The sequence below is a fragment of the Botrimarina colliarenosi genome (genome assembly GCF_007859955.1).
Lineage (GTDB): Bacteria > Planctomycetota > Planctomycetia > Pirellulales > Lacipirellulaceae > Botrimarina > Botrimarina colliarenosi.
The window spans coordinates 1,531,874-1,558,045 of the sequence record NZ_SJPR01000001.1; the positions used below are offsets into that span (position 1 = coordinate 1,531,874).

At 64.2% G+C, this 26,172-nt stretch carries 24 protein-coding genes; 15 read left to right on the forward strand and 9 right to left on the reverse strand.

The window, feature by feature from the left end:
* Positions 1–24: 24 nt before the first annotated feature.
* Complete coding sequence (locus tag Pla108_RS05970) at positions 25–1,386, forward strand: glycoside hydrolase family 43 protein (RefSeq protein ID WP_146443956.1); 1,362 nt, start codon at positions 25–27, stop codon at positions 1,384–1,386.
* A 20-nt stretch (positions 1,387–1,406) separates the two neighbouring features.
* Here the strand turns inward: Pla108_RS05970 and Pla108_RS05975 are convergent, their stop codons facing one another.
* On the reverse strand, positions 1,407–3,011 hold the full coding sequence (locus tag Pla108_RS05975; protein WP_146443957.1) for a sigma-54-dependent Fis family transcriptional regulator: 1,605 nt from the start codon (positions 3,009–3,011) through the stop codon (positions 1,407–1,409).
* Positions 3,012–3,226: 215 nt separating this feature from the next.
* Here Pla108_RS05975 and Pla108_RS05980 point away from each other — a divergent pair, with 215 nt between their 5' ends.
* The 4 genes from Pla108_RS05980 (at position 3,227) to Pla108_RS05995 (ending at position 6,067) form a co-directional block, all read left to right on the forward strand.
* The gene (locus Pla108_RS05980; protein WP_146443958.1) at positions 3,227–3,814 is read left to right on the forward strand and encodes a carboxymuconolactone decarboxylase family protein; all 588 of its coding nucleotides are present in this window, start codon (positions 3,227–3,229) and stop codon (positions 3,812–3,814) included.
* Positions 3,815–3,900: 86 nt separating this feature from the next.
* Complete coding sequence (locus Pla108_RS05985) at positions 3,901–4,371, forward strand: nuclear transport factor 2 family protein (protein ID WP_146443959.1); 471 nt, start codon at positions 3,901–3,903, stop codon at positions 4,369–4,371.
* A 70-nt stretch (positions 4,372–4,441) separates the two neighbouring features.
* Entirely contained in the window at positions 4,442–5,389 is a 948-nt protein-coding gene (locus Pla108_RS05990; RefSeq protein WP_146443960.1) for an alpha/beta fold hydrolase, read from the forward strand.
* 81 nt (positions 5,390–5,470) lie between these two features.
* The gene (locus tag Pla108_RS05995; protein WP_146443961.1) at positions 5,471–6,067 is read left to right on the forward strand and encodes a pyridoxamine 5'-phosphate oxidase family protein; all 597 of its coding nucleotides are present in this window, start codon (positions 5,471–5,473) and stop codon (positions 6,065–6,067) included.
* 164 nt (positions 6,068–6,231) lie between these two features.
* On the opposite strand, the gene Pla108_RS06000 is transcribed toward Pla108_RS05995, so the two are convergent.
* The 3 genes from Pla108_RS06000 to Pla108_RS06010 form a co-directional block, all read right to left on the reverse strand.
* Positions 6,232–6,723, reverse strand: a complete 492-nt coding sequence (locus tag Pla108_RS06000) for an NIPSNAP family protein (protein ID WP_146443962.1) — start codon at positions 6,721–6,723, stop codon at positions 6,232–6,234.
* Between the two features lie 83 nt (positions 6,724–6,806).
* On the reverse strand, positions 6,807–7,589 hold the full coding sequence (locus Pla108_RS06005; RefSeq protein ID WP_146443963.1) for an SDR family oxidoreductase: 783 nt from the start codon (positions 7,587–7,589) through the stop codon (positions 6,807–6,809).
* Entirely contained in the window at positions 7,586–7,912 is a 327-nt protein-coding gene (locus Pla108_RS06010; protein ID WP_146443964.1) for a nuclear transport factor 2 family protein, read from the reverse strand. The genes Pla108_RS06005 and Pla108_RS06010 overlap by 4 nt, the downstream gene beginning before the upstream one ends.
* A gap of 109 nt (positions 7,913–8,021) precedes the next feature.
* Here Pla108_RS06010 and Pla108_RS06015 point away from each other — a divergent pair, with 109 nt between their 5' ends.
* The 3 genes from Pla108_RS06015 to Pla108_RS06025 all read left to right on the forward strand — a co-directional run bounded on the left by Pla108_RS06015 (position 8,022) and on the right by Pla108_RS06025 (position 11,982).
* Complete coding sequence (locus Pla108_RS06015) at positions 8,022–8,372, forward strand: winged helix-turn-helix transcriptional regulator (RefSeq protein WP_146443965.1); 351 nt, start codon at positions 8,022–8,024, stop codon at positions 8,370–8,372.
* Between the two features lie 527 nt (positions 8,373–8,899).
* A complete protein-coding gene (locus Pla108_RS06020) occupies positions 8,900–9,889 on the forward strand; it encodes a 2-hydroxyacid dehydrogenase (protein WP_146443966.1) in 990 nt (329 codons plus the stop codon).
* A 416-nt stretch (positions 9,890–10,305) separates the two neighbouring features.
* Positions 10,306–11,982 carry a cation:proton antiporter gene (locus tag Pla108_RS06025; protein WP_146443967.1) on the forward strand — a complete coding sequence of 559 codons (1,677 nt, stop codon included), beginning with the start codon at positions 10,306–10,308 and terminating at the stop codon, positions 11,980–11,982.
* 156 nt (positions 11,983–12,138) lie between these two features.
* Here the strand turns inward: Pla108_RS06025 and Pla108_RS06030 are convergent, their stop codons facing one another.
* From Pla108_RS06030 to Pla108_RS06050, 5 genes are all read right to left on the reverse strand, one after another.
* A complete protein-coding gene (locus Pla108_RS06030; RefSeq protein WP_146443968.1) occupies positions 12,139–12,996 on the reverse strand; it encodes a universal stress protein in 858 nt (285 codons plus the stop codon).
* A gap of 817 nt (positions 12,997–13,813) precedes the next feature.
* A complete protein-coding gene (locus tag Pla108_RS06035) occupies positions 13,814–14,941 on the reverse strand; it encodes a WD40/YVTN/BNR-like repeat-containing protein (RefSeq protein ID WP_146443969.1) in 1,128 nt (375 codons plus the stop codon).
* Between the two features lie 45 nt (positions 14,942–14,986).
* Positions 14,987–15,154, reverse strand: coding sequence for a MoaD/ThiS family protein (locus tag Pla108_RS20870; RefSeq protein WP_197526282.1), 168 nt, complete (start codon positions 15,152–15,154; stop codon positions 14,987–14,989).
* A gap of 251 nt (positions 15,155–15,405) precedes the next feature.
* Positions 15,406–15,720, reverse strand: a complete 315-nt coding sequence (locus Pla108_RS06045) for a hypothetical protein (protein WP_146443970.1) — start codon at positions 15,718–15,720, stop codon at positions 15,406–15,408.
* Positions 15,707–16,762: a DUF1559 domain-containing protein gene (locus Pla108_RS06050; RefSeq protein ID WP_146443971.1), complete on the reverse strand. Its 1,056-nt coding sequence runs from the start codon at positions 16,760–16,762 to the stop codon at positions 15,707–15,709. Before Pla108_RS06050 ends, Pla108_RS06045 begins: the two co-directional genes overlap by 14 nt.
* A 408-nt stretch (positions 16,763–17,170) precedes the next feature.
* Between Pla108_RS06050 and Pla108_RS06055 the strand changes: the two genes are divergently transcribed.
* The 7 genes from Pla108_RS06055 to Pla108_RS06085 all read left to right on the forward strand — a co-directional run bounded on the left by Pla108_RS06055 (position 17,171) and on the right by Pla108_RS06085 (position 26,134).
* Positions 17,171–17,791: a GDSL-type esterase/lipase family protein gene (locus tag Pla108_RS06055; RefSeq protein ID WP_146443972.1), complete on the forward strand. Its 621-nt coding sequence runs from the start codon at positions 17,171–17,173 to the stop codon at positions 17,789–17,791.
* A 154-nt stretch (positions 17,792–17,945) separates the two neighbouring features.
* The gene (locus tag Pla108_RS06060) at positions 17,946–20,168 is read left to right on the forward strand and encodes a PilW family protein (RefSeq protein WP_146443973.1); all 2,223 of its coding nucleotides are present in this window, start codon (positions 17,946–17,948) and stop codon (positions 20,166–20,168) included.
* Between the two features lie 61 nt (positions 20,169–20,229).
* Entirely contained in the window at positions 20,230–20,499 is a 270-nt protein-coding gene (locus Pla108_RS06065; protein WP_146443974.1) for a hypothetical protein, read from the forward strand.
* 213 nt (positions 20,500–20,712) lie between these two features.
* Complete coding sequence (locus Pla108_RS06070) at positions 20,713–21,618, forward strand: peptidylprolyl isomerase (RefSeq protein ID WP_261342510.1); 906 nt, start codon at positions 20,713–20,715, stop codon at positions 21,616–21,618.
* A gap of 443 nt (positions 21,619–22,061) precedes the next feature.
* A complete protein-coding gene (gene kdsA, locus Pla108_RS06075; protein ID WP_146443976.1) occupies positions 22,062–22,898 on the forward strand; it encodes a 3-deoxy-8-phosphooctulonate synthase in 837 nt (278 codons plus the stop codon).
* 63 nt (positions 22,899–22,961) lie between these two features.
* Positions 22,962–25,175 (forward strand): hypothetical protein, encoded by a 2,214-nt coding sequence (locus Pla108_RS20875; RefSeq protein ID WP_197526284.1) that lies wholly within the window; start codon positions 22,962–22,964, stop codon positions 25,173–25,175.
* Positions 25,172–26,134 (forward strand): bile acid:sodium symporter family protein, encoded by a 963-nt coding sequence (locus tag Pla108_RS06085; RefSeq protein ID WP_146443977.1) that lies wholly within the window; start codon positions 25,172–25,174, stop codon positions 26,132–26,134. Before Pla108_RS20875 ends, Pla108_RS06085 begins: the two co-directional genes overlap by 4 nt.
* Positions 26,135–26,172 lie beyond the last annotated feature (38 nt).

Genomic DNA, 26,172 nt, shown 5'->3' on the forward strand with positions numbered 1-26,172 from the left:
CGAATAATCCCGTAAAGAACACCTATGCTCACAAACCACCAACGCACCGCCCTCGGGGTCATCGCGGGGGTTCTCCTCGTCACCGCTTGCCGAGCCGACTACCCGATCGTGTCGCACCGGTACTTGGCCGACCCGAGCTGTTTGGTGACCGACGATCGCGTCTACATCTACTGCTCGAACGACGACGAGAGCCCCGTCGAGGGGTCGTACAACATTCCCAACGTGGTCTGTGTTTCCAGCAGCGACATGAAGAACTGGACGGACCACGGATCGGTCTTCCGCGCCGAGTACAGCACCACCTGGGCGAAGAAGACCTGGGCCCCCGCGGCGATCGAGCGGGATGGCAAGTACTACCTCTACTTCGGCAATGGCGGCGCGAACATCGGCGTCGCCGTGAGCGACGAGCCGACCGGTCCGTTTACAGATCCACTCGGCAAAGACCTTATCAATCACGGCACGCCGGGCGTTCAGCCTGCGGAGAGAATGTGGCTATTCGACCCCGGAGTGTTCATCGACGACGACGGCCAAGCGTATATCTACTTTGGCGGCAATGGCGACGACAACGTCCGCGTTGCCAAGCTGAATCGCGACATGACCAGCCTCGACGGCGAGGTGATCAAGATGCACGCCCCCAACTTCTTCGAGGCGGCCTGGGTCTTCAAACGCAATGGAACCTACTATTTTTCGTACTCGACGACGCCACGTGCCGAAATGCGAATCGACTACATGACGAGCGACCACCCTATCGAAGGTTTCGAGTACGGCGGCGTCGTCGCTAAGCAGCCCCCCATCAATAACGACAATAATCACGCCGCACAGTTCTTGTTCAAGGACCGCTGGCATCACGTCTACCACAACCGAATCGTCGCCAAGGAGGCCGGCATCCCCACCGGATTCCGCCGCAACCTCGCGATCGAAGTAATGGAATTCAACGCCGACGGCGGCATCAAGGAGGTGACCTACACCGAAGATGGCGTCACCCAACTCGGCCACCTCAACCCGTACGAGACAACCGAAGCCGAGACGTTCCACGCGCAGCACGGCGTCGAGACCGAGCCGAACGGCGACGGTGGAATGAACCTCACCGGGCTGAACGACGGCGACTGGGTCGAGGTCGTCGGCGTCGACTTTGGCGACGATGGCGCCAGCCGCTTCACGGCGCGCGTCGCGAGCGACCACGCCTCCGGAAAAATCGAGATCCTTCTCGATGGAGCGGACGGGAAGCTCGTGGGGACTTGTGAGGTCGACGATACCGGCGGTTGGCAAACGTGGGACGAGGTCGCCTGTGACGTGACGGGCGTCACCGGCGTGCATGACCTGCGTCTGAGGTTCGCAGGCGACGACGACCGCCTCCCCAACGTCGACCATTGGCGCTTCGAGAAGTGATTCTAGTAGCCGCCAAACCCTTACTTACCCTTCATGCCCATTGCCTTCAGCCGGGAATTCAGAGTGGTTGGCTTGATGCCGAGCAGCTCCGCGGCGCCGCCAGGGCCGTGAACTTTGCCCCCGGCGGCTTCCAGGGCGCGCCGCAGGTTTGTCTGCTCAAAATCGCGGACCTGGGCGTCGGTAAGCACCTCCGTCTCGTCGGGCGTTGACGCGGGAGCGGCACTCGGACTTGTGTTTTCAAGGTCAATCTGCAGCGGGCGCCCCCGTGATAGGATCAGCGCGCGTTCGATCACATGCTGGAGCTCCCGGACATTGCCGGGCCAGTCGTAGCGTTCTAGCCGCTGGGCGATCGACTTGGTAAGGCGGGGCGGATCGACCCCGAGACGCTGCGCCGCTTGCCGCAAGAAGTGCTCGGCGAGGGGGGCGATGTCTTCGCGTCGCTCGCGCAGGGCGGGCAGCAGAATCGGGAAGACACTCAGGCGGTAGTAGAGGTCCTCTCGAAATCGTCGCTGGCGTGACTCTTCGCGTAGGTCCCGATTCGTCGCTGCGATAACGCGGACGTCGACCTTTCGCGTCCGTTCCTCGCCGATCCGCTCGATCTCTCCCTCCTGGAGCACGCGCAATAATTTGCTCTGTAAGTCGAGCGGCACCTCGCCGACCTCGTCGAGGAAGAGCGTGCCTCCGTCGGCCAGCTCAAAGCGTCCGACACGGTCCCGTAGCGCGCCGGTAAACGCGCCCTGGACATGCCCGAAGAACTCGCTCTCGAAGAGCTCGCGCGGGATCGCCGCACAGTTCACTTTGATGAGGGGGCGTTCGGCTCGGTCGCTGCGTCGGTGCAACTCGCGGGCGACAAGCTCTTTACCGGCGCCGCTCTCGCCAAGGATGAGGACGGTTGATTCGGTGGGGGCGACCAGTTCGATCTGCTGAGTGACGTTCCGCAAGGCGGGGCTGGCGCCGAGCATCTCGCCGAAGCCCTGTTCCGTGGCGACCTCCTGCTGCAAGTACTCATTCTCCTCTTCGAGCCTCGCCTGTAGCCGCTGCACCTCCCGCCAGGCGTGTGTGTGGGCGATCGCGACGGCCGCATGGTCGGCGATCATCCGGAGCCAGTCGAGGCACTCCGTTCCGATCCGCTCCCGGCTGAAGACGCATAACACGCCAAGCACCATGCCGTGGTGGCTGAGCGGCTGACCAGCGAAACCGAGGATCTGCTCGGCGCGTACCCATTCGGGATCGGCCACCCATCCCGGCAGGTCGGCCATGTCGGGCGCTTCGATCGCTTCGCCGCTTAATGCGATTCGCCCGACCTTCCTGACGCCGATCGGGAAACGGCGGAACCGACCATCGAGCCGCGACAGGTCGCGGTCCGGATCGACCAACGAACGCCCGTTGCTCGCTACGAGGTGGAGGCACTGCGATCGGTCGGGGCACTCATCCCGCATGGGACAGGTGGCGCACCCTTCGCCGGGCCGCACGAGCCACAGCCGGACGAGCGCAACCGCCTCGGATTCGGCGACCCGTGAGACCAACAGATCGAGCAAGGAGGGAAGCTCGCGCTGCTGGGCGAGATCAAGCAGGAGCCGCTTCGGGTCGTGGAACAGCGGAGCGCTACGATTCGGACCTGCCATGCCATAAGCATAACGACAACTCGTCGTCCGATAACGATTTTTCGTCGTTTGACGATTTTTCGTCGCCTTGTTTCAGGGGCAAGTAATCACCTAAGTCCTTTGATGGAAGTCGTTTGTGGTTGGATCCATCGGTTTGGCGCCGGATGTGTAATGGGAGGTTCTCAGCGAGCAGCAGCTCGCCGAATCGCTTTCCCCACCCCACAGGAATCCGAACCATGTCCCGCCTCCCCCAGATCGCTCCCGAGCAAGCCAGCCCGCAGCAAGCCGAACTGTTCGCGGTGGCGAAATCGAAGATGGGCCGTGTGCCCAACCTGCTCCGGGCTTTGGCAAGCTCGCCGGCCGCCCTCCGAGGCTACCTCGACTTCTCCGGCGCGATCGGCGCCGGCAAGGGGCTCAACGCTCAGCAACGGGAGATCATCGCCCTCGCCATCAGCGAGACGAATGGCTGCGAGTATTGCCTCGCCGCCCATTCGACGATCGGAAAGATGGTCGGTCTTTCGCCCGCAGCGATCGACGCCGCCCGTCGCGTCGATGGCGTCGACGACGCGAGCCGCGCCGTCGCTCGCTTCGCCAACGCCGTGCTCGTGTCGCGTGGCCGCGTGTCGGACGCCGACCTCGAGGCGTTCCACGTTGCCGGGTTCAGCGACGAAGCGGTGGCGGAGGTGGTGGCGCACGTCGCGTTGAACGTGTTCACGAACTACTTCAACAACCTCGTCGAGACCGACATCGACTTCCCCGCCGCAGCGCCGCTTGCGGCTGCCGATCCCGAAGCCTGCTCGACCGCCTGCGGTTGCAATGCCTGACCGCCTCGCCCCGGGCCGCCTCGCCCCGGGCCGGCGAGGCGCCGGCTCGGGGTCCTTTCCCCCCCCACCTTTTAATGGACAAAGCCATGACAAGCCCTTCCTCCCTGCGACCACCTTTCACACGCGACACGGCAACCGCCAAGGTTCGCGCCGCTGAAGACGCCTGGAATTCTCGCGACCCGGGCCGGGTGTCGCTCGCTTACAGCGAGGACTCGACGTGGCGCAACCGTGACGAATTCGTGCAAGGCCGCGAAGCGATTCGCGCTTTGTTGACCCGTAAGTGGGAGAAGGAACAAGACTACCGCCTGATGAAGGATCTTTGGGCGTTCGACGGCAACCGGATCGCCGTCCGTTATCAGTACGAGTACCGCGCCGCGGACGGGGGGTGGTGGCGCGCCTACGGCAACGAGCTGTGGGAGTTCGACGCCGAAGGACTGATGCGTCGCCGCGAGGCGAGCATTAATGACCTCGCCATTACCGAGGCGGAGCGTAAGTTCCACTGGCCGCTCGGAGAGCCGCGCCCCGCTGAGCCAGCCGTCGTCCTCTGCATTGCATGAGTCAAATCAGTCCGATCCCCGTCACCAATCCGTCCGCCTTGATGGGCGGACACACCCCAAGGAGTTTCCGATGGACCGTACAATCTCGCGTTACCGCTGGCTGATCGTCGCCTTGTCCGCCGTGGCTGCGGCGCCTGCCTTTGCCGCCGAACCATCAATTCGCTATCGGACGGTCGAGATCGACGGGCTTGATATCTTCTACCGCGAGGCGGGCCCGAAGGACGCGCCGACGGTCCTCTTGCTGCACGGGTTCCCGACTTCGTCGCACATGTTCCGCGACCTGATCCCCCGACTCGCCGAGAAGTATCATGTCGTCGCGCCCGACTATCCGGGATACGGCTACAGCTCGGCGCCGTCGGTCGATGCGTTCGACTACACGTTCGACAACCTTGCCCAGGTCGTCACCAAGTTCATCGAGCGTGTCGGCATCGAGCGGTACTCGCTCTACTTGATGGACTACGGCGCGCCGATCGGCTACCGCATCGCCGCAGCGGCGCCGGAGCGTGTTGACTCGCTGATCGTCCAGAACGGCAACGCCTACGAGGAGGGACTCGATAACGCGTTCTGGGAACCGGTCAAGAAGTACTGGGCGGACCGGACCGACGCGAACGGCGACGCACTCCGCGGTGTGCTGACGATCGACGCCACGAAGTGGCAGTACACGCACGGCGTACGGAACGTCGAATCAATCAGCCCCGACACGTGGGACCACGTGCAGCCGCTGCTCGACCGCCCGGGCAACCAAGAGATCCAGCTTGCCATGTTTTACAGCTATGGCAGCAACCCACCGCTTTACCCGGCTTGGCAAGAGTACCTGCGGAAGCACCAGCCCCCTACTTTGATCGTCTGGGGTAAGAACGACGCGATCTTCCCGGACGCCGGCGCTTACCCCTACAAGCGGGACCTCAAGGACCTTGAGTTCCACCTCTTCGACACGGGGCACTTCGCCCTGGAAGAGGACGGGGCCGAGATCGGCCGGCTGATGCGGGACTTCTTGGATCGCAAGGTCAGCCACTGATCGCTTTCGCCCGCCGCCCTGTTTGGGGCGGCGGGTTCTTACTTCAGGACGAAACAGGCTTCCCACCTTACCGGAGTCGACATGTCCCGCTACCCAAGTGACATCGCCTTTACACCGACGGTCAAGACGATTCAGGAATCGAAAGGCTCGCGCGAAGCGTACCACGGCATGGAACAGCGCGGCGGCTGGCAAACGACGGTCACCCCGGATCTTCGGCAGTTCCTATCCGAACTCGACATGTTCTATCTGGGCACCTCGAACGCCGAGGGCCAGCCCTACATCCAGTACCGCGGCGGGCCGGCCGGCTTCCTGAGGGTGATCGACCAGACGACGCTCGGCTTCGCCGACTTCGGCGGCAACCGGCAGTACATCACGCTCGGCAACCTCCAAGACAACCCGAAGGCGTTCTTGTTCTTGATGGACTACGAGAACCGGCGGCGCGTGAAAGTCTGGGGCCGCGCCCGAGTCGTCGAAGGTGATGACCAGCTCAACGCCGCGTTGGGGGACCCGAGCTACCCCGCGCAGGTCGAACGCGCGATCGTCTTCGACATCGAGGCCTGGGACGTCAACTGCCCGCAGCACATCCACCGGCGTCTCCCCGAGTCGAAGGTCCGAGCCGAGATCGAGCGCTTGCAGCAGCAGATCGCCGAGTTGCAATCGCTCGTCCCGGGTTCTTAAAGATAAGCAACCATGCCCCCAAGGGGACCAAAGCCACCCGCCCGTAGCGCCCGTGGCTAAACCGCCACGGGCGAGTTGCCCACTCGTCGTTCGTCGCCTCGGGGTGATGCACCATCTAACAATGCAGGTATTAGTCGGTTGCTAGAGCCAAACGACGCTCACGACTACTTCAGTGGCGAGTAGTCGGTAGGGTTCAGAATCACGGACTCAATCTTGGTCGTGAGCTCCCCGTCCTTTTCCGACTCCTCGACAGCGCTCCGAAACTCAGGGTCCACCGCGATCCCGTTTACCAGCATTTTCTCGCGGCTTGGGTGATCGGGGTAAGCGATCAGGTAGTAGAGCCGCGGCTGTTTGTCGTCCCCCTCGGCCGTCCAGTAGCCGACGTTCTTGATCCCGTGCTTCTCGAAGAGACGCAGCGTGTGATCGCGGAATCGGTTGTTCAGTGCCTCCAGTTTGCCCGGCGCCACGTGATAGATCCGCAGCTCATAGACTGGGGAGGGCGTCACCGCGCTGCCGTCTCGAGGGGAGGGCTCGTCGGACGACTCGGGCTCCTCCGATCTGACCGCGAGTGGAGCGAGGACGAGCGGGACCATACACAGCAGCCATAAGAACCCGCTTTGTCGGCGGACTTTGCGATTGCTAGGGATTCGAGACATTGGTCGAGGCTCCTTTGGCTGGGGTGGGTGAGAAATCGACGCCGGAGGTGAAGCGGTCGCTTCGAAGCGGATAGCTTTGGCAGTCAGGCGACGGGAACGGTTCCGCCATCGATGACGTACTCGGTCCCCGAGATCGAACCCGCTCGCGGCGACGCAAGAAACGCAATCAGGTCGGCCACCTCGGCGGGTTTGGCGGGCCGCCCCAGCGGTATCCCCCCTAGTGAAGCCATGATGATCTGCTTTCCCCCCTCGTAATCGACGCCAGCGTCGTCCGCGATCCGCTTCGCCAACGCCACGGCGGCCTCGGTCTCAACCCAACCGGGCGAAACGCGGACGACGCGAACACCCTTCGGCGTCACTTCTTTCGAGAGGCTCTTGCTGTAAGTCGATAGCGCTGCCTTGGCGGCGGCGTACGCCGTGGTCGATTCAGCCAAAGGAAGCTGCCGCTGGATCGAGGTCACATGCACCACGACTCCCGAACCTTGTCGGGTCATCGTCGGAATCAATTCGCGGTCGAGCCGTACGGCTGAGAGCAGGTTCAGGTTCAACTCGCTGAGCCAAACCTCATCGTTCAAGGCGGCGAAGCCTCCCGGAGGAGCGTTCGATCCGCCCAGCACGTTGACGAGGACATCGATCCGACCGAGTCGCTCGATCGCCGCCTGTGCGAGCGCACGACACCCGTCAGCCGTCGTGAGGTCGGCGCCCACAAATTGCACGGATCCCGGAAGCGATTCGGGCGCTGACCGGGCGCAGGCGACGACACGCATGCCGGCGTCGGAGAGCGATTGGACAACGGCCCGCCCGACGCCTTTGCTGGCCGCGGTGACCACGGCGGAGCGCCCCTGGAGTTGGAGATCGAAACTCATGGAACAATCTCCAGCGACTCGATCTTTCCGCCCGCGATCGCAAAGAGGAATCGTAGGTTCGCCGGGCTGCCAGGAAAGTCGCCCACTAATCGGCAAGCCACGGCGGTGTGGCCGTTCTGTTGGTCGACAGCCTGCGGCTTACAGCTGTACGTGTACTTGGCGGCGACGTCGGAGCGCCACCGCCGGATCTCGTCGATTCCGCGGTAGGTGTTTCCCTCGTCCTTGACGATGGCGTCAGGGCTGAAGCAGTCTGCAACCGCTTCTCCCCGGCCCCGGTCCGCTTCGAAGTACGACTCGATTGCATCGGGTAGTTCCAGCGTCATAGCACAGCCTCCTAATGGGAGTGGGCGTGATGTGTCTGGAACTGTACGAACTGTGCTTTACGGAATAAAGTAGCTTCTTATTGGAAAGCAGGTTTCCCGCGAGGAAGCAATGGCGAACGATAGAGATAGAACAGCCCCCGACAACGAGCACGAGCCGCTCCAGAAGCTGCTCTCCATCCTAGCAAGTCCCTGGACGCTCCTCCTGCTGCATCGGCTGCATATCGAAGGGCCCAAGCGGTTTGGCGAACTGCGGCGTCGTCTGGGCCGGATCTCGACGAAGACGCTCACGGAGCGACTGCGTCTGCTCGAGTCGGAAGGTCTGGTCACGCGACATTACGAACCGACCGTCCCGCCCCAGGTGACTTACTCGCTCACCGAGAAGGTGCTTGAACTCGATGGCGTGATGATCGAACTCGACCGGATCGCCGAACGCTGGTACGGCAAGGGAGGACGGAAATAGCCGGCTGTTCGCAACGTCGAAAGGGCGCGCCCAGTCGACTTCCTGAGGTTGGCAACATGCCGAGTTTCGACCAATACCAGCGACTTGGCGGTCGCCGCATCTGCAAAGGTCTGAGTACGCCAACGAGACCGCTGCGATTTGGCGGAGCCAGCAATCCGCCTCGGGTGAGGCAACTTCGGTGAGTTCTGAGTATCGAAATCGCTCGAGAAGCGATCACTGCTGGTCGCGCCTTGATACTTCCTCCTGGGGGAACAAATGAAGTCTTGGCCTAGTCGGTCACCGGATCAATTAACGACCCGGGAGTGCCGCCGGCTGACACGTCTCGACAAATGCTGAGATTTGTGCTTTCGCTCTCTTCAGAACGCCATTTTTATGAATTGCAAATCGCCGCCGGGTCCGCCGGAAAGACTGGCGATAACACCTTCCCATGCGAATACTCAGCAAGCGTTGCGGCCTCGGCTAGCCAACGGCGATCGGTAGAATCGTTGGATCGATCCGCTCTGCATTCCGTCCTTACCTACTTAACTATGAAGACTCTAGTTTTCAGCACACAGCCTTACGACCGTCGCTTCCTCGAGATCGCTAATGTGCCTCACCGGCACAAGCTGGAGTTTCTGGAAGCCCGCCTGTCGCGGGGGACCGCTTCGCTAGCCGACAGTTGGGACGCGGTTTGCGTCTTCGTCAACGACCGGCTCGACGCCGAGACGATTCAACGGCTGGCCGAGGGCGGGGTCCGTGCCGTCGCATTGCGGTGCGCTGGTTTCAACAACGTCGATTTGGACGCTGCCCGCTCGGCGTCGATGCAGGTTGTCAGGGTTCCAGCGTACTCGCCCCACGCGGTGGCTGAGCACACCGTTGGCCTCATGCTGGCACTCAATCGCAACCTGCACCGCGCGTACGGACGGGTCCGCGACGGCAACTTCGCGTTGGGCGGGCTGATGGGCTTCGACTTGGTAGGCCGTACCGTTGGCGTGATCGGTACCGGGCAGATTGGGGAGATTGTCGGGCGAATCATGCAGGGTTTCGGCTGTCGGGTGCTTGGCTTCGATCCGCGGCCGAACGATGCCTGTCAAGATATTGGGATTGAGTACGTTGATCTTCCCACGCTCTTCGGCGAGTCAGACATCCTCTCGCTGCACTGCCCGCTGACGCCCGACACACACCACTTGATCAACACAGAGTCGCTCGCCCAAATGAAGCGGGGCGTGATGATCATCAACACCAGCCGCGGCGGCGTGGTGGACACCCGCGCGGTCGTCGAAGGACTGAAGAGCGGCCAAGTCGGCCATCTTGGCCTCGACGTCTACGAGGAAGAGGGCGACTACTTCTTCCAAGACCTCTCTGACCATGCGATTCCCGACGACACGCTGGCCCGATTGCTGACGTTCCCCAACGTGCTAATAACCGGGCACCAAGCCTTCTTCACGCATGAGGCAATGACAAGCATTGCCGAGACCACGCTCGCGAATCTCGCGGAGGTGGAGACTACCGGCAAGTGCCAGAATGCAGTGGGTTGATCCTCCTGCGTTCTAGGAATTGAACCATATGTCTCATAAGACGATAGTGGGTTGCACGGGAGCCGACAGAGTTGTCTTGACCCCCGCTAGTGAAGAGGGGGGCAATGTCGTCGCTGCTTCATTCAGGGGGCAAGTCGCGTTGAACTACCGCGCTCAGATGCCTTCAATGGGATCCTGTCGAAACCGAGGCACGGCTTCATTACCCTCCCTTGCGTGAAGTGCAACGGCGTCTCAGCTCGAGGTTATCCAGCGGCTACCTAATCATGTCACGAGTACCGAAAAGCGGATGCGGTAGTGGTCTGGCCAAGTGGACTAATCGCCCTTTGTCTGTGGAGGGTATGCTGGCGTGCTCAGCCCCTTGAGTTGAATGCACTACCGACCGCCATCCCTTCATACAGGACCCACACCAATCACCGATGGAACTCTGGCAAATTCTCGCTGACATCGTCTGCCTTCTAACCATTTGCCTGGTCGGTGGCGGGCTTGCATCGCGGCTGGGCCAGAGCCCGCTCGTCGGCTACTTAATGGCGGGAATGCTCATTGGCGGGCCTGGCAGCCTGGGACTTGTTGGTTCTCAGCTAGAAATCGAAGCGATCGCTGAGTTGGGAGTCGCCTTGCTCCTCTTCAGCCTCGGGTTGGAGTTCTCGGTTGAACGCCTTAAGGGTCTCGGCAGCAAACCGCTCTTGGGTGGTGCGTTACAAATCTTGGTAACGCTCGCCCTCGGAGCGGCTGCTGGACTGGCGTTCGGGCTAGAAACCCAGCCCTCGCTCGCGTTGGGAGCGATGCTCACGCTCAGCAGCACTGCAGTTGTTCTGCGGATCTTGACGGAGCGTGGCGAAATCGAGATGCCGCACGGCCGCAACAGCTTGGGGGTGCTCCTTACCCAAGACATCGCTGTGGTGCCGCTCGCGGTCTTCATGACCGTGCTTGGCGAAGGTGGCTCCACAATTGAGATCGCGAAGGATGTCGGGCGGCTTTTCCTGCTGGCAGCGGGTCTCACGGCGGCGTTGTACACGCTGACCAAGATTGCGGTGCTGACGCTCGGCACGCTGACCCTCCAACGCAATCGTGAGCTGACCGTGCTCTTCGCGACGGCGAGTGGTCTTGGTTCGGCGTGGGCCGCGCACGAGGCCGGTATATCACCGGCTCTTGGAGCTTTTATCGCCGGGATGTTGCTAGGCAGTTCCCCGTTCGCTACCCAAATTCGTGCCGATGTTTCGACGCTTCGCGTGCTCTTGCTGACCCTGTTCTTCGGCGCCGCCGGGATGATGGCTGACCCGTTATGGATGGTCTCCCACGCCCCTGGCGTTGCGGCCGCTGCGACGGCATTAACCGTTGGCAAGTTCGTCATCGTGACGGCGATCTTCCTCGTCTTCGGGCAGTCGTTCCGTGTGGCTGCAGCCACCGGCCTGACGCTGGCCCAGATCGGCGAGTTCGCGTTCGTGCTTGGGGCTATCGGACGGGCCTCGGGGGTAGTTTCAAGTGAGGTCTATGCGTTGGTTGTGTCGGTGACCATTGTCTCCTTCATGCTCACGGCCATCCTTGTCCCTCGGGCTCCGTTGCTGGGCGACCGCTTGGCCCGCCTGCTTAGGCTGACTAAAGCTAACGGCGAACCGCCGGTGACTGCTCCGGTCACTGATGTCGTCGTGGTCGGTTTTGGCCCTACTGGCCAACTAGCAACGATGCCATTGATCGAATCACGATTAAAAGTGACGGTAATCGAACTAAACTACGATGGCGTCCGCCGAGCCAAGAGCTTCGGGTTCAACGCCTACGTAGGAGACGCCACTTCGGCGGAGATCCTGGAACACGCCCTCGTCGGCGAAGCCCGCCTAGTCATCGTCACGCTGCCACACTTCCGATCGACTCTCCTTATTATAGAGCTGGTTCGCTCAATGAATCCCTCTGCTACGATCCTGGCGCGTTCTCGCTACCACATCCACAGCGAAGCCCTCTTCGCCGCGGGTGCGATCATCTACGGCGACGAAGATCAGGTGGGCGAAGCGCTTAGCGACCGAGTATCTTCGTGGATTGCCGAGTCTTGGCAATCTTCGGATTCTGGTGGCGAAGCTAAGCGTTCGCCAGACGCCTAGCTAGTATTGCGTCTTTCCGATTGGCATTAGCAAGCACGTACCTCGTATACCGCAGCATACTGAGGGAAGGCGCCGTGACCACTAAACACCCCATGCTCGACAACGCAAGGATCCAACCGCACCCCGCCACCGATTTGTCCGACGCCCGGCTGGCTCTCACTGCGCCAAGAAAAGCGGCAGATCGGAATGGCGTATTGTCTCTAGCATCGTGTCGCCGAGGACCTTGCGGCTGAACAGTGTACGGTGGCTGTTGCCCATCACGATCAGGTCGGCGCCCCACTCTGCCGCCACGCCGAGAACGCCCCCTTTCGGATCGCCGGGGCGGTAGTCGCGTTCGACATCGATGCCGTGCTCTTTGAAGTAGTTGGCAGCGTCCAGCAAGTGCCGCTGGCGTCGTTCGTGGTCGTCACCAAACGCCACGATCCGCACCAATGCGTCGGGCCACAAATTCATCTGAACAAACCGCCGCATCGCCTTAGCTGACTGGGCTGAGCCACTGTAGGCGATCAGCGCACGCTGGATCGTCCGCTCGGTTGGTCCCGTTGCGATAATCGGCCTCACGCCACCCGCGATCAGCCGCACCAAAGTGTCGGCGGGGTCGTAATTCGCCTCGCCATGGACACCGTACTCGAATAAGCCGCGGAGTCCAATGACTGTAAGATCGTGGTAACGTGCCTGTGAGACCAGGTAGTCGAACGCCTCGCTGCGTTCCTCAGTTTTGACCTGGTGCGGCCGGCCCGCCGCCTTGCACGTGTCCTCGAAATGAACGATCGCCGCTGCTACACGGTCGCGTGTCTCCGCGACCCGGTGCTCAAGCATGCCGGCCCTGGCGCCACCGGCTCCGATCGGCGCCGACCCGAGTCTTTCCAACTGGGCAAAGTTGGCGACCGTGACGCCGGTCAACGAAGCGTCGTGCCGCGTCGCGATATCGATCGCTACACGCGTTGCGGACTCGGTGAAGCAAGTCCCTGGGACGCCGCGACCCCCCAGTCCTACCAATACACTACCAATCATTACACCACCTTCCAGAGCGTATCAATAAAAGACATCGTGTCCCCATACCAAGCGACAGCCAAGCCTCGTGTCGAGGCGAGGCACCAAGCGACGCACGCCAACGCCTCGCTCACATTCTTTTACACGGAACTAACCAGGTGGTGCCACAGATGCCCATCCTTGGCGTCAAAGCGTCACCGGCGAATCCCCCGATGGTTCCCTCGTTCTCGACAAGTTCGAGTATTACCGAAACTGCGGTCGGTGGACATCACTTCCTTCAGAATCTGCTCCAGAAATGCCGCCGAGGTTGGAGCGCCCTCGCCCAGTTGGCACGGCCCCGAAATGCGACTCGGTGATCCCGACCTCAGCGGTTCCGAACTGGCCCGGACTCGCGTCGGTCCGGCACGTCTCGGAGTCGTGCAGCCACAGTCGCGTTCGTCCTCGGCGTGAAACACCAGAACGCTTTGGTCCCCCCGGCGCCCCGGCGGACTTGTTCAGCGGCGAGGCCGGGCTCAACGCTCGATTTCGCCACGTGCGCGAAACCGAATTAATGGAAGGACCTCACGCCCCGGTCGGGGCCGCGTTCCAACTAAATGACAGATTTAGCGTGCGGCGCCGCTCATTCGCAGCACGCCCCGACGAAATCTCCCGGGGAGTTAACCCGAACGAGACGGAACAAAGCGTGCCACTAGCATTGCAAATCGGACATCGTGGGTTCGACTCCCACCGACGCCTCTCAGCCGCTTTTATAATTGAGCGTTGGCCCCGGGGAACCGTGGTGTTTCCCGGGGGTTCTTTGTGCGGGGCCGATCGGCCGCAGCGGGCGCCGCGGGCGCCGCTACGCGAACCGCACGCTGTAGATTGGCGGCAAGTGCGCCGCGACGTGGCTCCAGCTCTCGCCGCCGTTGTCGCTCGTCCAGAAGCCACCGGTCGAAGAACCGAAGGCGAGTTGGTCGCCCGTGTCGTCGACGTCCAGGGCGTGGCGGAAGACGATGTCGTAGGCGTGTCGCTGGGGCAGCCCCGCTCGCAGGGCTGTGAACGTCGCGCCGCCGTCGGTGGTCTTGGCGACGGCGAGCGCCGCGTCGACGGGGTAGCGTGACTCGTCTTTGACGGCCGGGACGAACCAGGCCGTGTCAGGGTCGTTGGGGTGGACGGCGACGGCGAAACCGAAGACCGATGGCGTGACCGATTCGATCTCGGTCCAGGTGGCGCCGGCGTTGTCCGAGCGGAAGACGCCGTTGTGGTGCTGGATCCACAGCCGGTCGGGGTTCGCCCGGCAGCCGACCATGCGGTGCGGGTCTTGCGACACGGGGCTGTACTGCATGTCGGGCGGCATGAAATCGGCGCGGAGGCCGTGGTTGTCGTTACTCCAATTGGCGCCGCCGTCGTTGCTGGTCCAGACGCCGCCGCACGAAACACCGAGGGCCAGCCGCAGGGGGTCCCGCGGGTCGACGACGATCGAATGCACGCCCGGGTCGTCCTTGCCGCCGCCGAACCATTGGTCGCGTTCGGCTCGGTCCCACAAGGAATCGACGAGCCGCCAGGTGTCGCCGTGGTCGTCGCTGCGGAAGAGGGCGCCGGGGATTGTGCCGCACCAGAGGACGCCCGGCTCGTCGGGTCCGCCCGGTTCGAGCGACCAGATCTCGGACAATGCGGCCGGCTTCCGCGGGACGGGTTCGTCGTCGCCCCCGGGCTCGGTCGGCATCCGATCGATGACGGTCGCGCCGGCCGGGAAGGCCGGGGCGGCGATCTCTTCCCACGTCGCTCCGTAGTCACGGCTGCGGTGCAGATGGCACCCGAAGTGCCCCTCGTCGACCGCAGCGTAGGCGGCGCCGTCACGCTGGTCGACCAGCGACATCGAAAGGTTATTGCCGAGGAACGCGACCCGGTCGATGTCCCAGCCAGCGGCGCCCCGCCGGAATGTAAACAAGCCCTTACGCGTTGCGACGTCGATCCGAGTGGACATTGGCGGCTTGCGAGTCGAAAGACATGCGATTCGAGAGAGAGGCAGCTAGCCCCCGGAGAGGGCCTGCATGACGAAGACTTCCGACGTCGGCGTCACCGCGTCGCTCAGACCGAGGCGGTCAGTGATAAGGCGGCCGTCAACGAAAACGGCGACGTGCCGGCGGAGCCGACCTTGCTCGTCGAGGACATAGCTCTTCAACTTGTCGCGGCCCACAAAGGCCTCGGCGAGCGCAGCGGCGACAACACCGCCGTTGACCTCGATCGGTCCGTCGGGGGCTTGGTCGCGCAGCTAGTGGGTGAACGAAACTGTCGCCATCGACGAACGTACTCCGGGGGGGCGGCGCAAGGCATTGGAACCTGCACCGACGGAGACGGCAACCATTTTAGAGGGCGTGCTGGGCGCCGCCGGTGACAAGAAGTTGGCATGGGGAGAGACGCCTAGCCTTCGCTATCGAAAAGCAAAGATCAGCGACCGACCTGGTCTTCCATCATCCGCCGCGCCGCGGCCTGGGCGGCGGACCAGTCGCCGGCGCGGGCGTCGTTGAGGATCGCGTCGAGCCAATCGGCTTCGCGCTGGGTGATCTCTTCCGCCTCCCGCGCCGCGCCGATCTGCACCGCAACGGGGTCGATCGCCTCGGACGTCTGCCGATTACACAGGCCGTAGAGCGTCTTCGCGAATTGATACGCCTTGGGGCTCACCTCGCCGTAGCCACAACCGGCGACGACGAGCAACGCAACCACGATGGCGAGAACGCCGCCTAATCTCTCAGAGGGTTTCATCGGACACCTCCCCTTCGGCGATGCTGCTGGACTCGGCCCACAGCAAGAGATTGACGTCTTCGGTGACGAACCGGACCGAGGCGTCGCCCAACGCGACGTTGCCGCCCCCCGGGTGGTCGGCGACCATCTGGCCGACGTGGAGCGTGGGGAAGTTCACCGGGTGGATGATCGGTTGATCGGCCAGGTCGCGCTCGCCTCCCGACGGGCCGGCGTGCACCAGGACGAGCGTCGCGGCCGCGTCGTCGCCGTTGTCGGGCGTGGCGAACTTGGGCAGCGTCGTGGCGCCGGCGACGACGCCGACCCAGGTCTTGTCGCTCAGCCGTGCGGTGTGCTCGCCGAAGAAGATCGTCTTGGTGATCCCGTCGGTGATGTCCTTCAGTCGGGTGCGAGAGTTTCGATAGAACGGGCCGTCGGCGATCTTCGACACGTCGCGGTGGTGCGTGACCATCTCGGTCGTGCCGGCGTAGATGTCGGTGAAGACAAGCTGCTCGTCGGCGCCGCCGCAGGCGCCCCAGCACGACTCTTGCCCGTGGCTGGCGACATAGTGCGACCTGCCAACGCGGATCGGCTCGCCGTCACGCAAGAGCGGATTGCCCGAGTCGTCGCCCAGGGCGAAGGCGTCGGTCTCGCCGCCGACGCTCGGACAGAGCAGCGAGGTGACCGTCGCTTGGATCGTCTGGCTGAACCGGATGTCAACGAGCGGCGCCTCAAGATCGATCTGGTCAGCGAGAGCGGTCTCTTCCAATTGCGGCAGCAAGTGAGCGGCCCAGCCCCAGCCGGGCGGGCCGTCGCCGGTCTCCGCGTCGCGATTCGGCGAAGCTTCGTCGATGACATAACCCGGCGGCAGTTGCCGGCGTGCCGACTCGTAGTTCTGCACCGCCAGGCCGAGCTGCCGCAGGTTGTTGACGCACTGCGACCGCCGCGCCGCCTCCCGGGCGGCCTGCACCGCAGGGAGCAGCATCGCGACGAGCAGGCCGATGATGGCGATCACGACGAGCAACTCGACGAGGGTAAAAGCGGAGCGTCGTGACGGGGGTGGCATCGCAGACTCCGGGAAGTGTAACCAAAGCTAAAATTGGCCTCGCCCCGATTGTAGCCTTGGCGAAACCGGCGTCAAGCGACGGCTCCCCCTCCCTTTCAGGGAGGGGTTAGGGGAGGGTGAAACCGTCCAGCACAGGAAAGCTCTCCTGTCGTGTACGCGAAGACGCTCCCCTCGCCCCTCCCCGAAAGGGAGGGGGATTTCTTCTCTCGCAATCTTTCCCGTGCTTAACCGTGTCGCATTGCCTCGCTGAGCGAGTCAACCAACCGTGAAAGAATTCCGCGAACTTCCTTTTCAATCCGCGTCATCCGCGTCCCATTCTTCTTTCTTCCATCCTAAAATCGGCGAGCCCCGCCGCCGGCGTAGCGGGCCGCCTTCGCGATCGGCCCGCCCGGCGCCACAATCGGGGGCATGGAACCAAAGCCCTCCGAGCCGCTCCGCGTCGCCTGTGTCGGGGCGAGCGTCACCTTCGGGCGCGGGCTGCCGAACCGGCGCGTACAGTGCTACCCGGCCGTGCTGCAGCGGCTCGCCGACGAGCGGTTTGGCGCCGGCGGCTGGCTGGTTCGCAACTTTGGCTACAGCGGCGCCACGGTGTCGCGGGGGTCGAACGAGCCGTACTGGCAGACGCCGAGCTTCACCGCCGCGACGCGCTTCGAGCCGCAGCTAGTCCTGATGATGCTGGGCACCAACGACGCCCAGTTCGCCAACGAAGCGGCTCGGCAGACGTTGGCGGCTGACTTGGTGGACCTGGTCGAGCACTTCCGCCAGTTCGGCGCCGAGGTCCTGGTGGCCGACCCGCCGCCCGCATTTCCGCCAGTCGCCGAGATTGATTTCGACGCGCTGCGGGACGAGGTCCGGCCAACGATTCGCCGCGTCGTGGGCGAGATCGGCGCCCCGCTGGTCGATTTTCTGACTCCGCTGGCCGACACCGCCGCCGACTTCCCCGATGGCCTCCATCCGACGGCGCCGGTGGCCGAGCGGATCGCGCAGATTGCGTTTGAGGCCTTGCTGGAGCGACTGCCGGCCGGTTGAGGGCAGGCTGGTGGGGCGCCCGAGGCTAGCGCCGGCGGCTCGAGAGGGGCCGCGTAACTCTTTCTTGACCAATGTGTTACGGCGTGTTGCAATGGAAGGGCTTGGGTCTTTCAGGGGCTTTTCTGCGCCCGAGCACAGGCCGGAGAAGCGCCACGTGACCAGACGACCGCTGCCCAACCCGCTCAAAATACGCGCCCGTCAGGGGCGTGACCGCTTTGCTGCTCTAACGATCGTCGAGATGCTGGTCGCGATGTCGATCTCGCTCTTGATCATGGCGGCGGTCGTCACGGTATTCGCCAATATCTCGACGAGTGTGACCAAGCGTCGGGCGACGATCGAGATGTCCTCGGCCCTGCGAAACGTCCGCGAAACGCTCGCCCGCGACCTCCGCGGCGCCACCTGCCCGGCGATCCCGTGGCAACGCCCCGAATCGAACCACGGCTATCTCGAGATCATCGAGGGCCCGCAGAACGACTACTACCCGAGCCCCTGGTTGTTCGACGGCGATGGCGACGGCCAGGCCGACCCTATCGGCACGAACCCGGATCAGAGGATCGACCTAGCGCTCTCGTCGCTCCCCGGCAGTAACCTGGGCGGTAACGTCACGAATGACTTCGATGGCAAGGGTCAAACCATCGGCGGCGGCGCCCTGTTGCCCGAGAACACCCCGACCGACGGCCGCGGCCTCGGCGACGGCGACGACACGCTGATGCTGACGGTGCGGAACGAGAAAGAGCCGTTCGTCGGGCGGATCCCACAGCGTACCGGGACAGCTAACACCCCTTCCACGTCCGGCTTTGCAGGCTGGGAGAGTGAAGAGATCGAATCACCGCTAGCGGAGGTCGTCTGGTTTGCGCTAGAGAACCCGGTCGACCCCAACCGCACGTTCGCCTTCGGCGAGGCGGGCTACCGGACGATCTATCGCCGAGCGCTGTTGATCCTGCCCGACCTGGAGTATCGCATCCCGATCTTGGGGGGCGGCAGCACGGTGTTTTCTGCGCCGGGCGTCGTGCGGGTCCTCAACGCTAATATCGGCCGAGACCGGTCCGATCTCGCCTTAGCGTCGTTGATCGCCTTCCAGGATCGGTACGACCTTTCGGTGCGTCTCGAATGGGACCCGCTTCTACCGGACGCCAATAGCTCACCTCCCAGTGATCCGTCGGGACGGTGGTTGATTCGAACGAATACGCTCGGCGACCTCACGAAGCGAGAGAACCGGTTTGAGCACCACGGTTTCGTGCCGCAGCCTACCAACGCTTTTTGGACCGAGCAGCGGGGACCGACTCCGCGGTTCGCCGATCGCTTCTTTCCCTTCGCCGCAGTTACGGCGGGGATACATTCCAATACGCCTGCTCTCAACGCTCAATTCGTCTCCGATCCGGAATTGCCATCGACACCAGCTACCGGTTTTCGATCAGTAAATGACACCCTAGGTGGGACCGATACGGCGGTAGTTGCGTATGAGCGCGACAGCGGTGGAGCAGGTGGTTCGTACGCAGTGCGTCCCTATGTCTTCTTGCCCGACACGGCAAACTACCCGGCATCGGTCCGGGCTGTCTTGGACGAGAATGGACAGGTCGTGCATCTCACCAACGGCTTGGCGCCCCTTGGCGGTGGGCGTCGCGGTGACGACGTGATGTTGACCGAAGCCCTGGCGTTCGATCTGCGCGTCTACGACCCCGGCGCCCCGGTTTATGGATACTACTCGGCGGGCGCTTCAACCCGGCCTGCCGATCTCATTCTGCAGCCGGGCGATCCTGGTTGGCCTGCGGCTTACTACGCGGACACGGTGTCATCGCCACTTGGGGACGGGCCTCCGGTGACCGCTTCGTTCCCGTTCAATCTGCAGTCGCAAGGTGCGTATGTCGATTTGGCGTACCGTCTCTCGTTCATCGATCCAAGCGGCTTGCTATTGGCGCAGGATTTGAAGTACCGACGTTCCGTACTCAACGATCAGTGGGCCGCGTCGGCGTCCAATGGTGTCCGGAATTCGCCGTTCTTCGATGATGGCCTTATCAGGAACGGGGTAGGCGCGAGCTTGCTGACGCGGCGATACGCCACCTACGACACCTGGAGTTGGCACTACGAAAACAACGGCATCAATGAAGATGGCGACGACACCAACGGGACACTGCTCAGCGACGCGACTACGAATGGCGTCCGCGCTACAGACGAAGGAACAAACGGGCTCGATGACGCGGCCGTCTACAGCGGGACGGTGGCGACGCGACTAGGCCCCGACGATTACGCCGAGCGTGAAACCCGGCCGCCGTACGACGCCCCGCTGCGTGGTCTGCAGGTGTCGCTCCGCGCTTACGAGCGTGACAGCCGACAGATCCGCGAAGTGCGGGTCAAAGAATCGTTCGTCCCGGAGTGAGGCATGGAGGCGTGTTGGCGCGGCCTCTCGTCCCCCGTCCCTGGTCCCTCTCCCTTCCCTCATGCACATCATCCGCCTACGGGCCGCTTGGGAGGTCGAGGGAGACCTCGCCATCCGGCGGTTCAACCGGCCGACCGGCCTAGAGGGGGGCGACCGCGTCTGGCTCGCCTGGGACGGGGCCGTCGAGCGGGCCGAGTTGAACGGCGTGGGGCTCCCCCCTCGCAATAACCGTCACGACGTAACCGAACTTCTAAAGGCCCACAACGAACTATCGCTCGTCGCCGAGTCAACGACCCCGCCTACGGTCCGGTTAGAAATCGCTCCCGCTTGACCGCCTTCATGTCGTCTTCGAGGGTCGCGTCTTTCCGGTTAGCCGCATCGGGACGGGTCGATGCGGTTATGCGGGGCGTTTGTCCTGGGAAGGTTAGTGGCGCCATGTCGCGCCTCGACGCCGACGCACGCCGTTTATTCGACTCCGCCCAGGGGGCGTAATAGATTGTCTCTAAGGAAACCGACGCGACGCTTACTTCTCGGAACCGCTGCAATGCCCCCATTGGCTCGACACCATTATTTGATCTTCGGACTGCTTTTGTCGGTCAGCTCGTTGACCGCAGCGGTCGTCGAGGGAGCCATCGTACGCTTCCAAACCACATTGGGATCGATCGATGTGCGTATGTATGACGGCCTAGCGCCAAACAGCGTCGCCAACTTTCTGAACTACGCCAACTCCAACCGATACGACAACACTTTCATCCATCGGGTGCCACAGTTGGCCGGCGGTGGGTCGTCGAACTTTGTCATCCAGGGGGGCGGCTTTAAGCTTAATAATTCGATCTTCGACGCGACCGGCATCGTGACCGACGCCCCGATCGGGAATGAGTTCAACGTGTCCAATCAGCGCGGCACGCTGGCGATGGCCAAGAACACTCTCGGCGCGACGAGCCAGTGGTTTTTCAATCTCGGCGACAACTCTTTCCTAGACGATCAGGACTTTACCGTCATCGGCCGCGTCTTGGGCAACGGTATGGACGTCGTCGACGCCATCAATGCTTTGTCCACGGTCAACGCAGAGGTCGCCGAGAATGCTGACGGCGAAGACTTCGACGAAGTACCCGTCCTTGACCTCGATAAAGTGGTGACGCAGCAAAACATCCTCAATGAGGATGCGGTTATCGTTTCCGATGTTTCGCTCCGGCCGCTCTCGCCCGGCGACTTTAATCAGAACGGGTTCATCGACCTCGGCGATCTCGCGCTGTGGCAAGCCGACTACGGGTCGACAACTAAGGGCGAAACCGACGCCAACGGCGATGGGATCGTCAACGCCGCCGATTACACGATCTGGCGTGATCTCCGTGTCGCGTCGGCGACGGCGTTTGCAACGCCCGAGCCCTCCGCCGTAGTCTTGACGATCCTCGCCGCCGCAGCCGCAATGGCCCGCCGCCGGGCGTAAAAAAAGCGCGACCTCGGCGAGCCGGCGACACGCCGACTTGCGACGACGGCCAGGGGCAAACAAGCCGGCGTCGCACAATGCATCCGAGGCCACGCGGGCCAGCCTGCTAAGAAGCACCCCGTGTGCCGTTGTGCGTCGTTGGGGTGTCCCGCTTTGGGAACGTGGTAAGCCCTTAGCGGGCCGCTCTTTACGAGATCGGCGGCGCGTCTCAACTTGGGACGACGAAGCCCCGGGGCGGGCGGCCGCATCAGAGTGCGACGCTTCCCCTGTACCGAGACGGCACAGCCCCCCTTCGCCCGGGTGCGTCGTACCAGATTGAGACAGCCCGAACGGGGTGATCCGGACCGTCTCGCCCCGGGGGCGGCATTGATCTCACGCCGCCGGCGCCTTACCAACGCGGCTAGCGGCCCCCCGAGGGCCGATCGCTCACGGAGGAGGGGCCCATGGCCATCGAGAAACCCCACGCTGTCGCCACGATTGGTCCGCACCGCTGCGGGCCGGGCGAGCCCCTGTTGCTCATCGCCGGGCCGTGCGTCATCGAGTCGGCCGACCTGACGCTGTCGATCGCCGAGTCGCTCGCCGCGATGTCGCAGCGACTGAGCGTGCCGGTCGTTTTTAAGGCGTCGTTCGACAAGGCGAACCGCACCAGCGCCGACGCCTTCCGCGGCCTTGGCATGGACGAGGGGCTGCGGATTCTCGAACAGGTCCGCGACGCGACCGGCCTGCCAGTGACGACCGACGTCCACGAGTCGCACCAAACGGTCGCCGTCGGACAGGCTTGCGACCTGCTCCAGGTGCCCGCCTTCTTGGCCCGCCAGACCGACCTGTTGGTGGCCTGCGCCGCGACGGGGCGGGCGGTGAACGTCAAGAAGGGCCAGTTCATGGCGCCCGGCGACATGAAACACGTCGTCGGCAAGCTCGTCGCCGCCGGCTGCCGGGACGTGTTGCTCTGCGAACGGGGCACCTTCTTCGGCTACGGCCGGCTGGTGAACGACTTCCGGGCGATCCCGGAGATGCAGGCGCTCGGCGTGCCGGTCGTTTACGACGCGACGCACAGCGTCCAGGAGCCGGGTGGCCTCGGCGGCGCCACCGGCGGCCGCCGCGACATGGTCGAGCCGCTGGCCCGCGCCGCGGTGGCGGTTGGCGTCAACGCGGTCTTCTGCGAGACGCACCCCGATCCGGACACCTCACCGAGCGACGGTCCGAACATGGTGCCGCTCGACCGGCTGCCGGCGCTGGTGGAGCGCCTCCTCGTGATTCGGGCGGCGGCTGGCGTATGATGGGGCGTGCCGGGCGGGCAGCGCGCCCGGTGGTCCAGGAAGCAGCCCCGACCCCGTGGTGGCATGAAGTCAGCAAGAAGCCCGCGACCGCCGTTCTCTTTCGCTTTAGCGTGCTTGTCGGCGGGTGCGCTGCTGACGGTCCCCGCTTGCGACGGCGGCCGGCGACCGGCGGCCAAGCGGCCCGCGGCCGGCGTGGCGTCGCAGCGTGACGCCCGCGGGCTGTTCAATTCGATCCGCTCGCAGCTGCGGACGCTTCCCGAGCGGTCCCAGCTCGAACTGACGCCGCCGGTTGTTGTGCTCGATTCTCGGTCGAGCACCGACGGCGAGGAGATCCAGGGCCTGCTGCGTCGCCGCCCCGAGGCGCCCAACGAGCCGGCGAACCTGATCACCGTGCCACGCCGCAACGCCCGCTTCCGCAGCGCCGTCCAGCCGGGCGACATCGTCAAGTACTACGGCGTCCCCGACCGCGACACACTGGACCGGCTGCGGGAGACCGGTGATGTCGATATCGCGACCTTCGAGTCGATCGATCTTGTGGTCGCTCAGGTTTTGGGGGACGACGCCCTGCTGATCGTAGGCGGGTTCGCCCAAGAGGACGTCGCGCCACGCAAGATCGAGGTCTGGCGGATCGTCGATGAGCGGATGGACGAGATCCAGCGTGAGATGGGCGCCTACTTCTCTCGCCGCGAACCGCCGCTCGCCTGGCATCCCAGCCCCGACGAAGCCTCCCTCAAGCAGCTGACCGAGCGGCTCAACCAGTGGCTGCGTCAGGTCGGCGCCGCCGGCAAACGGGCGGACGCCTCGCAGTGGAAGCGCCCTGCGCTGCTGGGCGCGCTCCCCGCGTCAATCGCCGAGAACGAGGCGCTAGCGCCCTACTTGGCCGACGACGAGCTGGCGACCGGCTACTTTCGGCTGTACGAGAGCCGCTTGATCCAGGGCGCCACTTGGCGACGTGACGTGGCGCGGTGGGCCCGCGGCAGCGACGCGGCGCCGATGGCGGTCGCCGGATCGCTCTTCGACTGGACGGTCCGCAATCTGCAGCTGGTCGAGCCGACGCAATCGCCGCCGCGTTGGCAGTGGGAGCTGATGCTCCACGGCCAAGCAACCGTTGCGGGGCGGGCTTGGCTCTTCGCCGGTCTCTGCGAACAACAGAACCTGACCGCCGTCGTGGTGAACACAGCGGGCGAGGCAGGGGAGGGGGGGCGTCTGCTGGTTGGCGTCGTCGACGGCGACCAACTGCGGATGTTCGACCCCGCGATTGGCTTGCCAATCCCCGGCGCCGAGTCGGGCTCGATCGCGACGCTCGCCGAGCTGCAAGCCGACGACAGCCTGCTACGGCAATTCGATCTCGACGGGCAGCCCTACCCGGTGACCGCCGAATCGCTCAAGTCGGCGACGGCGGCGGTCGTCATCGGCTCGCCGTTCGCCCTCTCGCAACGGGCGGGCGAGTTCACCCGCCGCCTGACCGGCGAAGACGCCCTGACGCTCGCCCCGGACCTCGACGCCACCGCCGACCGGCTGCGTGGCGTCGCGGGGATCGAGGGCGTGACGCTCTGGACCGAGCCCTTCGAGACACTGGCCGACAAGCTGGCGGCGAAGCCGTCGGAACGCCAGCAGGCGGTCAGAGACTTCTTGCCGTTCGCTTGGCGTCCCATGCTGTGGCGCGGCCGGCTGCAACAGTTCCGTGGCGTGCACGAAGAGGCCGCCGTCAAACGCGACGCCCTCGACGAGACGCTCGACGACCATCAAGCGGCGCAGCGCTACTACATGAACCGAAATGTCCGCCCGCCGGACGACCGGCTGAGCACGGTCCCCGAAGATAAACGCGACATCTACCGATCGACGCGGACGTTGGCGACGCTGTTCCTGGCGGAACTCCGCCTAGACGACGGCGCCGACGCGGTCGCGATCGACTGGCTCGAAAACTCGGCCCTCGACGACTCGTCGGCCGACCCGTACCGGCCCCTCATCCAGGACTTGAAGGCCCGGGCGCTGGCGCGTCTCGGCGAGAAGGAGAAAGCGGCCGACGTGCTCGATTCGATCGAGGGGCCGATGGCCTACGGGGCGAAACTGCTGGCGCGTCAGTACCGCGAAGCCGCCACCGAGGAAGAAACCACCGAGGAAGAAACCACCGAGGAAGAAACCACCGAGGAAGAAACCACCGAGGAAGAAACCACCGAGGAAGAAACCACCGAGGAAGAAACCACCGAGGAAGAAACCACCGCTGACGATGACGCCGCTGGCGATGAAGACGAGCCAACGGCGGGCGAGCCGTGAGCGCTGTGGTCCGTCGGCAGTGGTTCTTGATCGCCCTGGCCGGAGTGCTCGTCGGGGGGGCCGCGTTGCACGGCGTCTTGCGGCCGTGGACCGACGCGATCCCCCGTGACCCGTTGGTGGCGATCATTCTGCTGGCGATGTCGGCGCCGCTCGACCTGCGCCGCTCGCTGGCCGGGCCCAAGGCGACGACCGCGGCGGTGATCGGCGTCGCGGTCAACACCCTGCTCGCCGGCCCCCTGGCGTGGGTTGCTAGCAAGGGCCTTAGCGAGCCGCTCGCAATCGGCCTGATCGTCGTCGCCTTGGCGCCCTGTACGCTTGCCTCGGCAGCGGTCTGGACGCGGCGTGGCGGCGGCAACGAGGCGGTCGCCCTCACCGTGACGGTGGTCACCAACCTGCTGACATTTATCGCATTGCCGGCGTGGGCGTGGCTGCTCATTGGCCAATCACGCTCGGTCGACGCCGTGGCGCTCAGCCTCCAAATGCTGCTCTACGTCGTGCTGCCAATCGCGGCGGGGCAGGTGATCCGGACCCAGCCGGCGTGGCGGCTGTGGTGCGACCGGCGGCGGCACGCCCTGAGCCTCTTCGCGCAGATCGGGCTACTGGTGATGGTGCTGATTGGCGCCGTCCGCTGTGGGGCTCTGCTGGAGCACCCGGCGACGCGGCTGGGGCCGGCCGAATGGGGGCTGCTGTTTTTGCTCGCTGGGGGGGTGCACTGCGTGCTGTTCGCGATCGGCTGGCGGCTGGCCCGCGTCGCCGGCGCCCCGCGGGGCGAGGCTCTGGCGGCCGCCGTCGCGGGGAGCCAGAAAACGCTCGCCGTCGGCCTGACGGTCGCGATGGACTTCGGATCGCTGGCGATTCTGCCGATGATCGTCTACCACGCTCTGCAGCTGGTGATCGACGCCGTTTTGGTCGATCGGCTGGGGGTGAAGTCCGCGAATCCGGCCCACCAGCCATCTTGAGCCCCGCCCGCCGCCCCCGTATGATACGGGGCTACGGC

Coding starts and splice junctions, on each gene's coding strand:
- Pla108_RS06055 (WP_146443972.1), top strand. CDS start 17,171: ATGGAACCAAAGCCCTCCGAGCCGCTCCGCGTCGCCTGTGTCGGGGCG.
- Pla108_RS05985 (WP_146443959.1), top strand. CDS start 3,901: ATGACAAGCCCTTCCTCCCTGCGACCACCTTTCACACGCGACACGGCA.
- Pla108_RS05990 (WP_146443960.1), top strand. CDS start 4,442: ATGGACCGTACAATCTCGCGTTACCGCTGGCTGATCGTCGCCTTGTCC.
- Pla108_RS06045 (WP_146443970.1), bottom strand. CDS start 15,720: ATGAAACCCTCTGAGAGATTAGGCGGCGTTCTCGCCATCGTGGTTGCG.
- Pla108_RS05995 (WP_146443961.1), top strand. CDS start 5,471: ATGTCCCGCTACCCAAGTGACATCGCCTTTACACCGACGGTCAAGACG.
- Pla108_RS06000 (WP_146443962.1), bottom strand. CDS start 6,723: ATGTCTCGAATCCCTAGCAATCGCAAAGTCCGCCGACAAAGCGGGTTC.
- Pla108_RS06035 (WP_146443969.1), bottom strand. CDS start 14,941: ATGTCCACTCGGATCGACGTCGCAACGCGTAAGGGCTTGTTTACATTC.
- Pla108_RS06015 (WP_146443965.1), top strand. CDS start 8,022: ATGGCGAACGATAGAGATAGAACAGCCCCCGACAACGAGCACGAGCCG.
- Pla108_RS06010 (WP_146443964.1), bottom strand. CDS start 7,912: ATGACGCTGGAACTACCCGATGCAATCGAGTCGTACTTCGAAGCGGAC.
- Pla108_RS06050 (WP_146443971.1), bottom strand. CDS start 16,762: ATGCCACCCCCGTCACGACGCTCCGCTTTTACCCTCGTCGAGTTGCTC.
- Pla108_RS05980 (WP_146443958.1), top strand. CDS start 3,227: ATGTCCCGCCTCCCCCAGATCGCTCCCGAGCAAGCCAGCCCGCAGCAA.
- Pla108_RS06025 (WP_146443967.1), top strand. CDS start 10,306: ATGGAACTCTGGCAAATTCTCGCTGACATCGTCTGCCTTCTAACCATT.
- Pla108_RS05970 (WP_146443956.1), top strand. CDS start 25: ATGCTCACAAACCACCAACGCACCGCCCTCGGGGTCATCGCGGGGGTT.
- Pla108_RS05975 (WP_146443957.1), bottom strand. CDS start 3,011: ATGGCAGGTCCGAATCGTAGCGCTCCGCTGTTCCACGACCCGAAGCGG.
- Pla108_RS06070 (WP_261342510.1), top strand. CDS start 20,713: ATGCCCCCATTGGCTCGACACCATTATTTGATCTTCGGACTGCTTTTG.
- Pla108_RS06020 (WP_146443966.1), top strand. CDS start 8,900: ATGAAGACTCTAGTTTTCAGCACACAGCCTTACGACCGTCGCTTCCTC.
- Pla108_RS06030 (WP_146443968.1), bottom strand. CDS start 12,996: ATGATTGGTAGTGTATTGGTAGGACTGGGGGGTCGCGGCGTCCCAGGG.
- Pla108_RS20875 (WP_197526284.1), top strand. CDS start 22,962: ATGAAGTCAGCAAGAAGCCCGCGACCGCCGTTCTCTTTCGCTTTAGCG.
- Pla108_RS06065 (WP_146443974.1), top strand. CDS start 20,230: ATGCACATCATCCGCCTACGGGCCGCTTGGGAGGTCGAGGGAGACCTC.
- kdsA (WP_146443976.1), top strand. CDS start 22,062: ATGGCCATCGAGAAACCCCACGCTGTCGCCACGATTGGTCCGCACCGC.
- Pla108_RS06005 (WP_146443963.1), bottom strand. CDS start 7,589: ATGAGTTTCGATCTCCAACTCCAGGGGCGCTCCGCCGTGGTCACCGCG.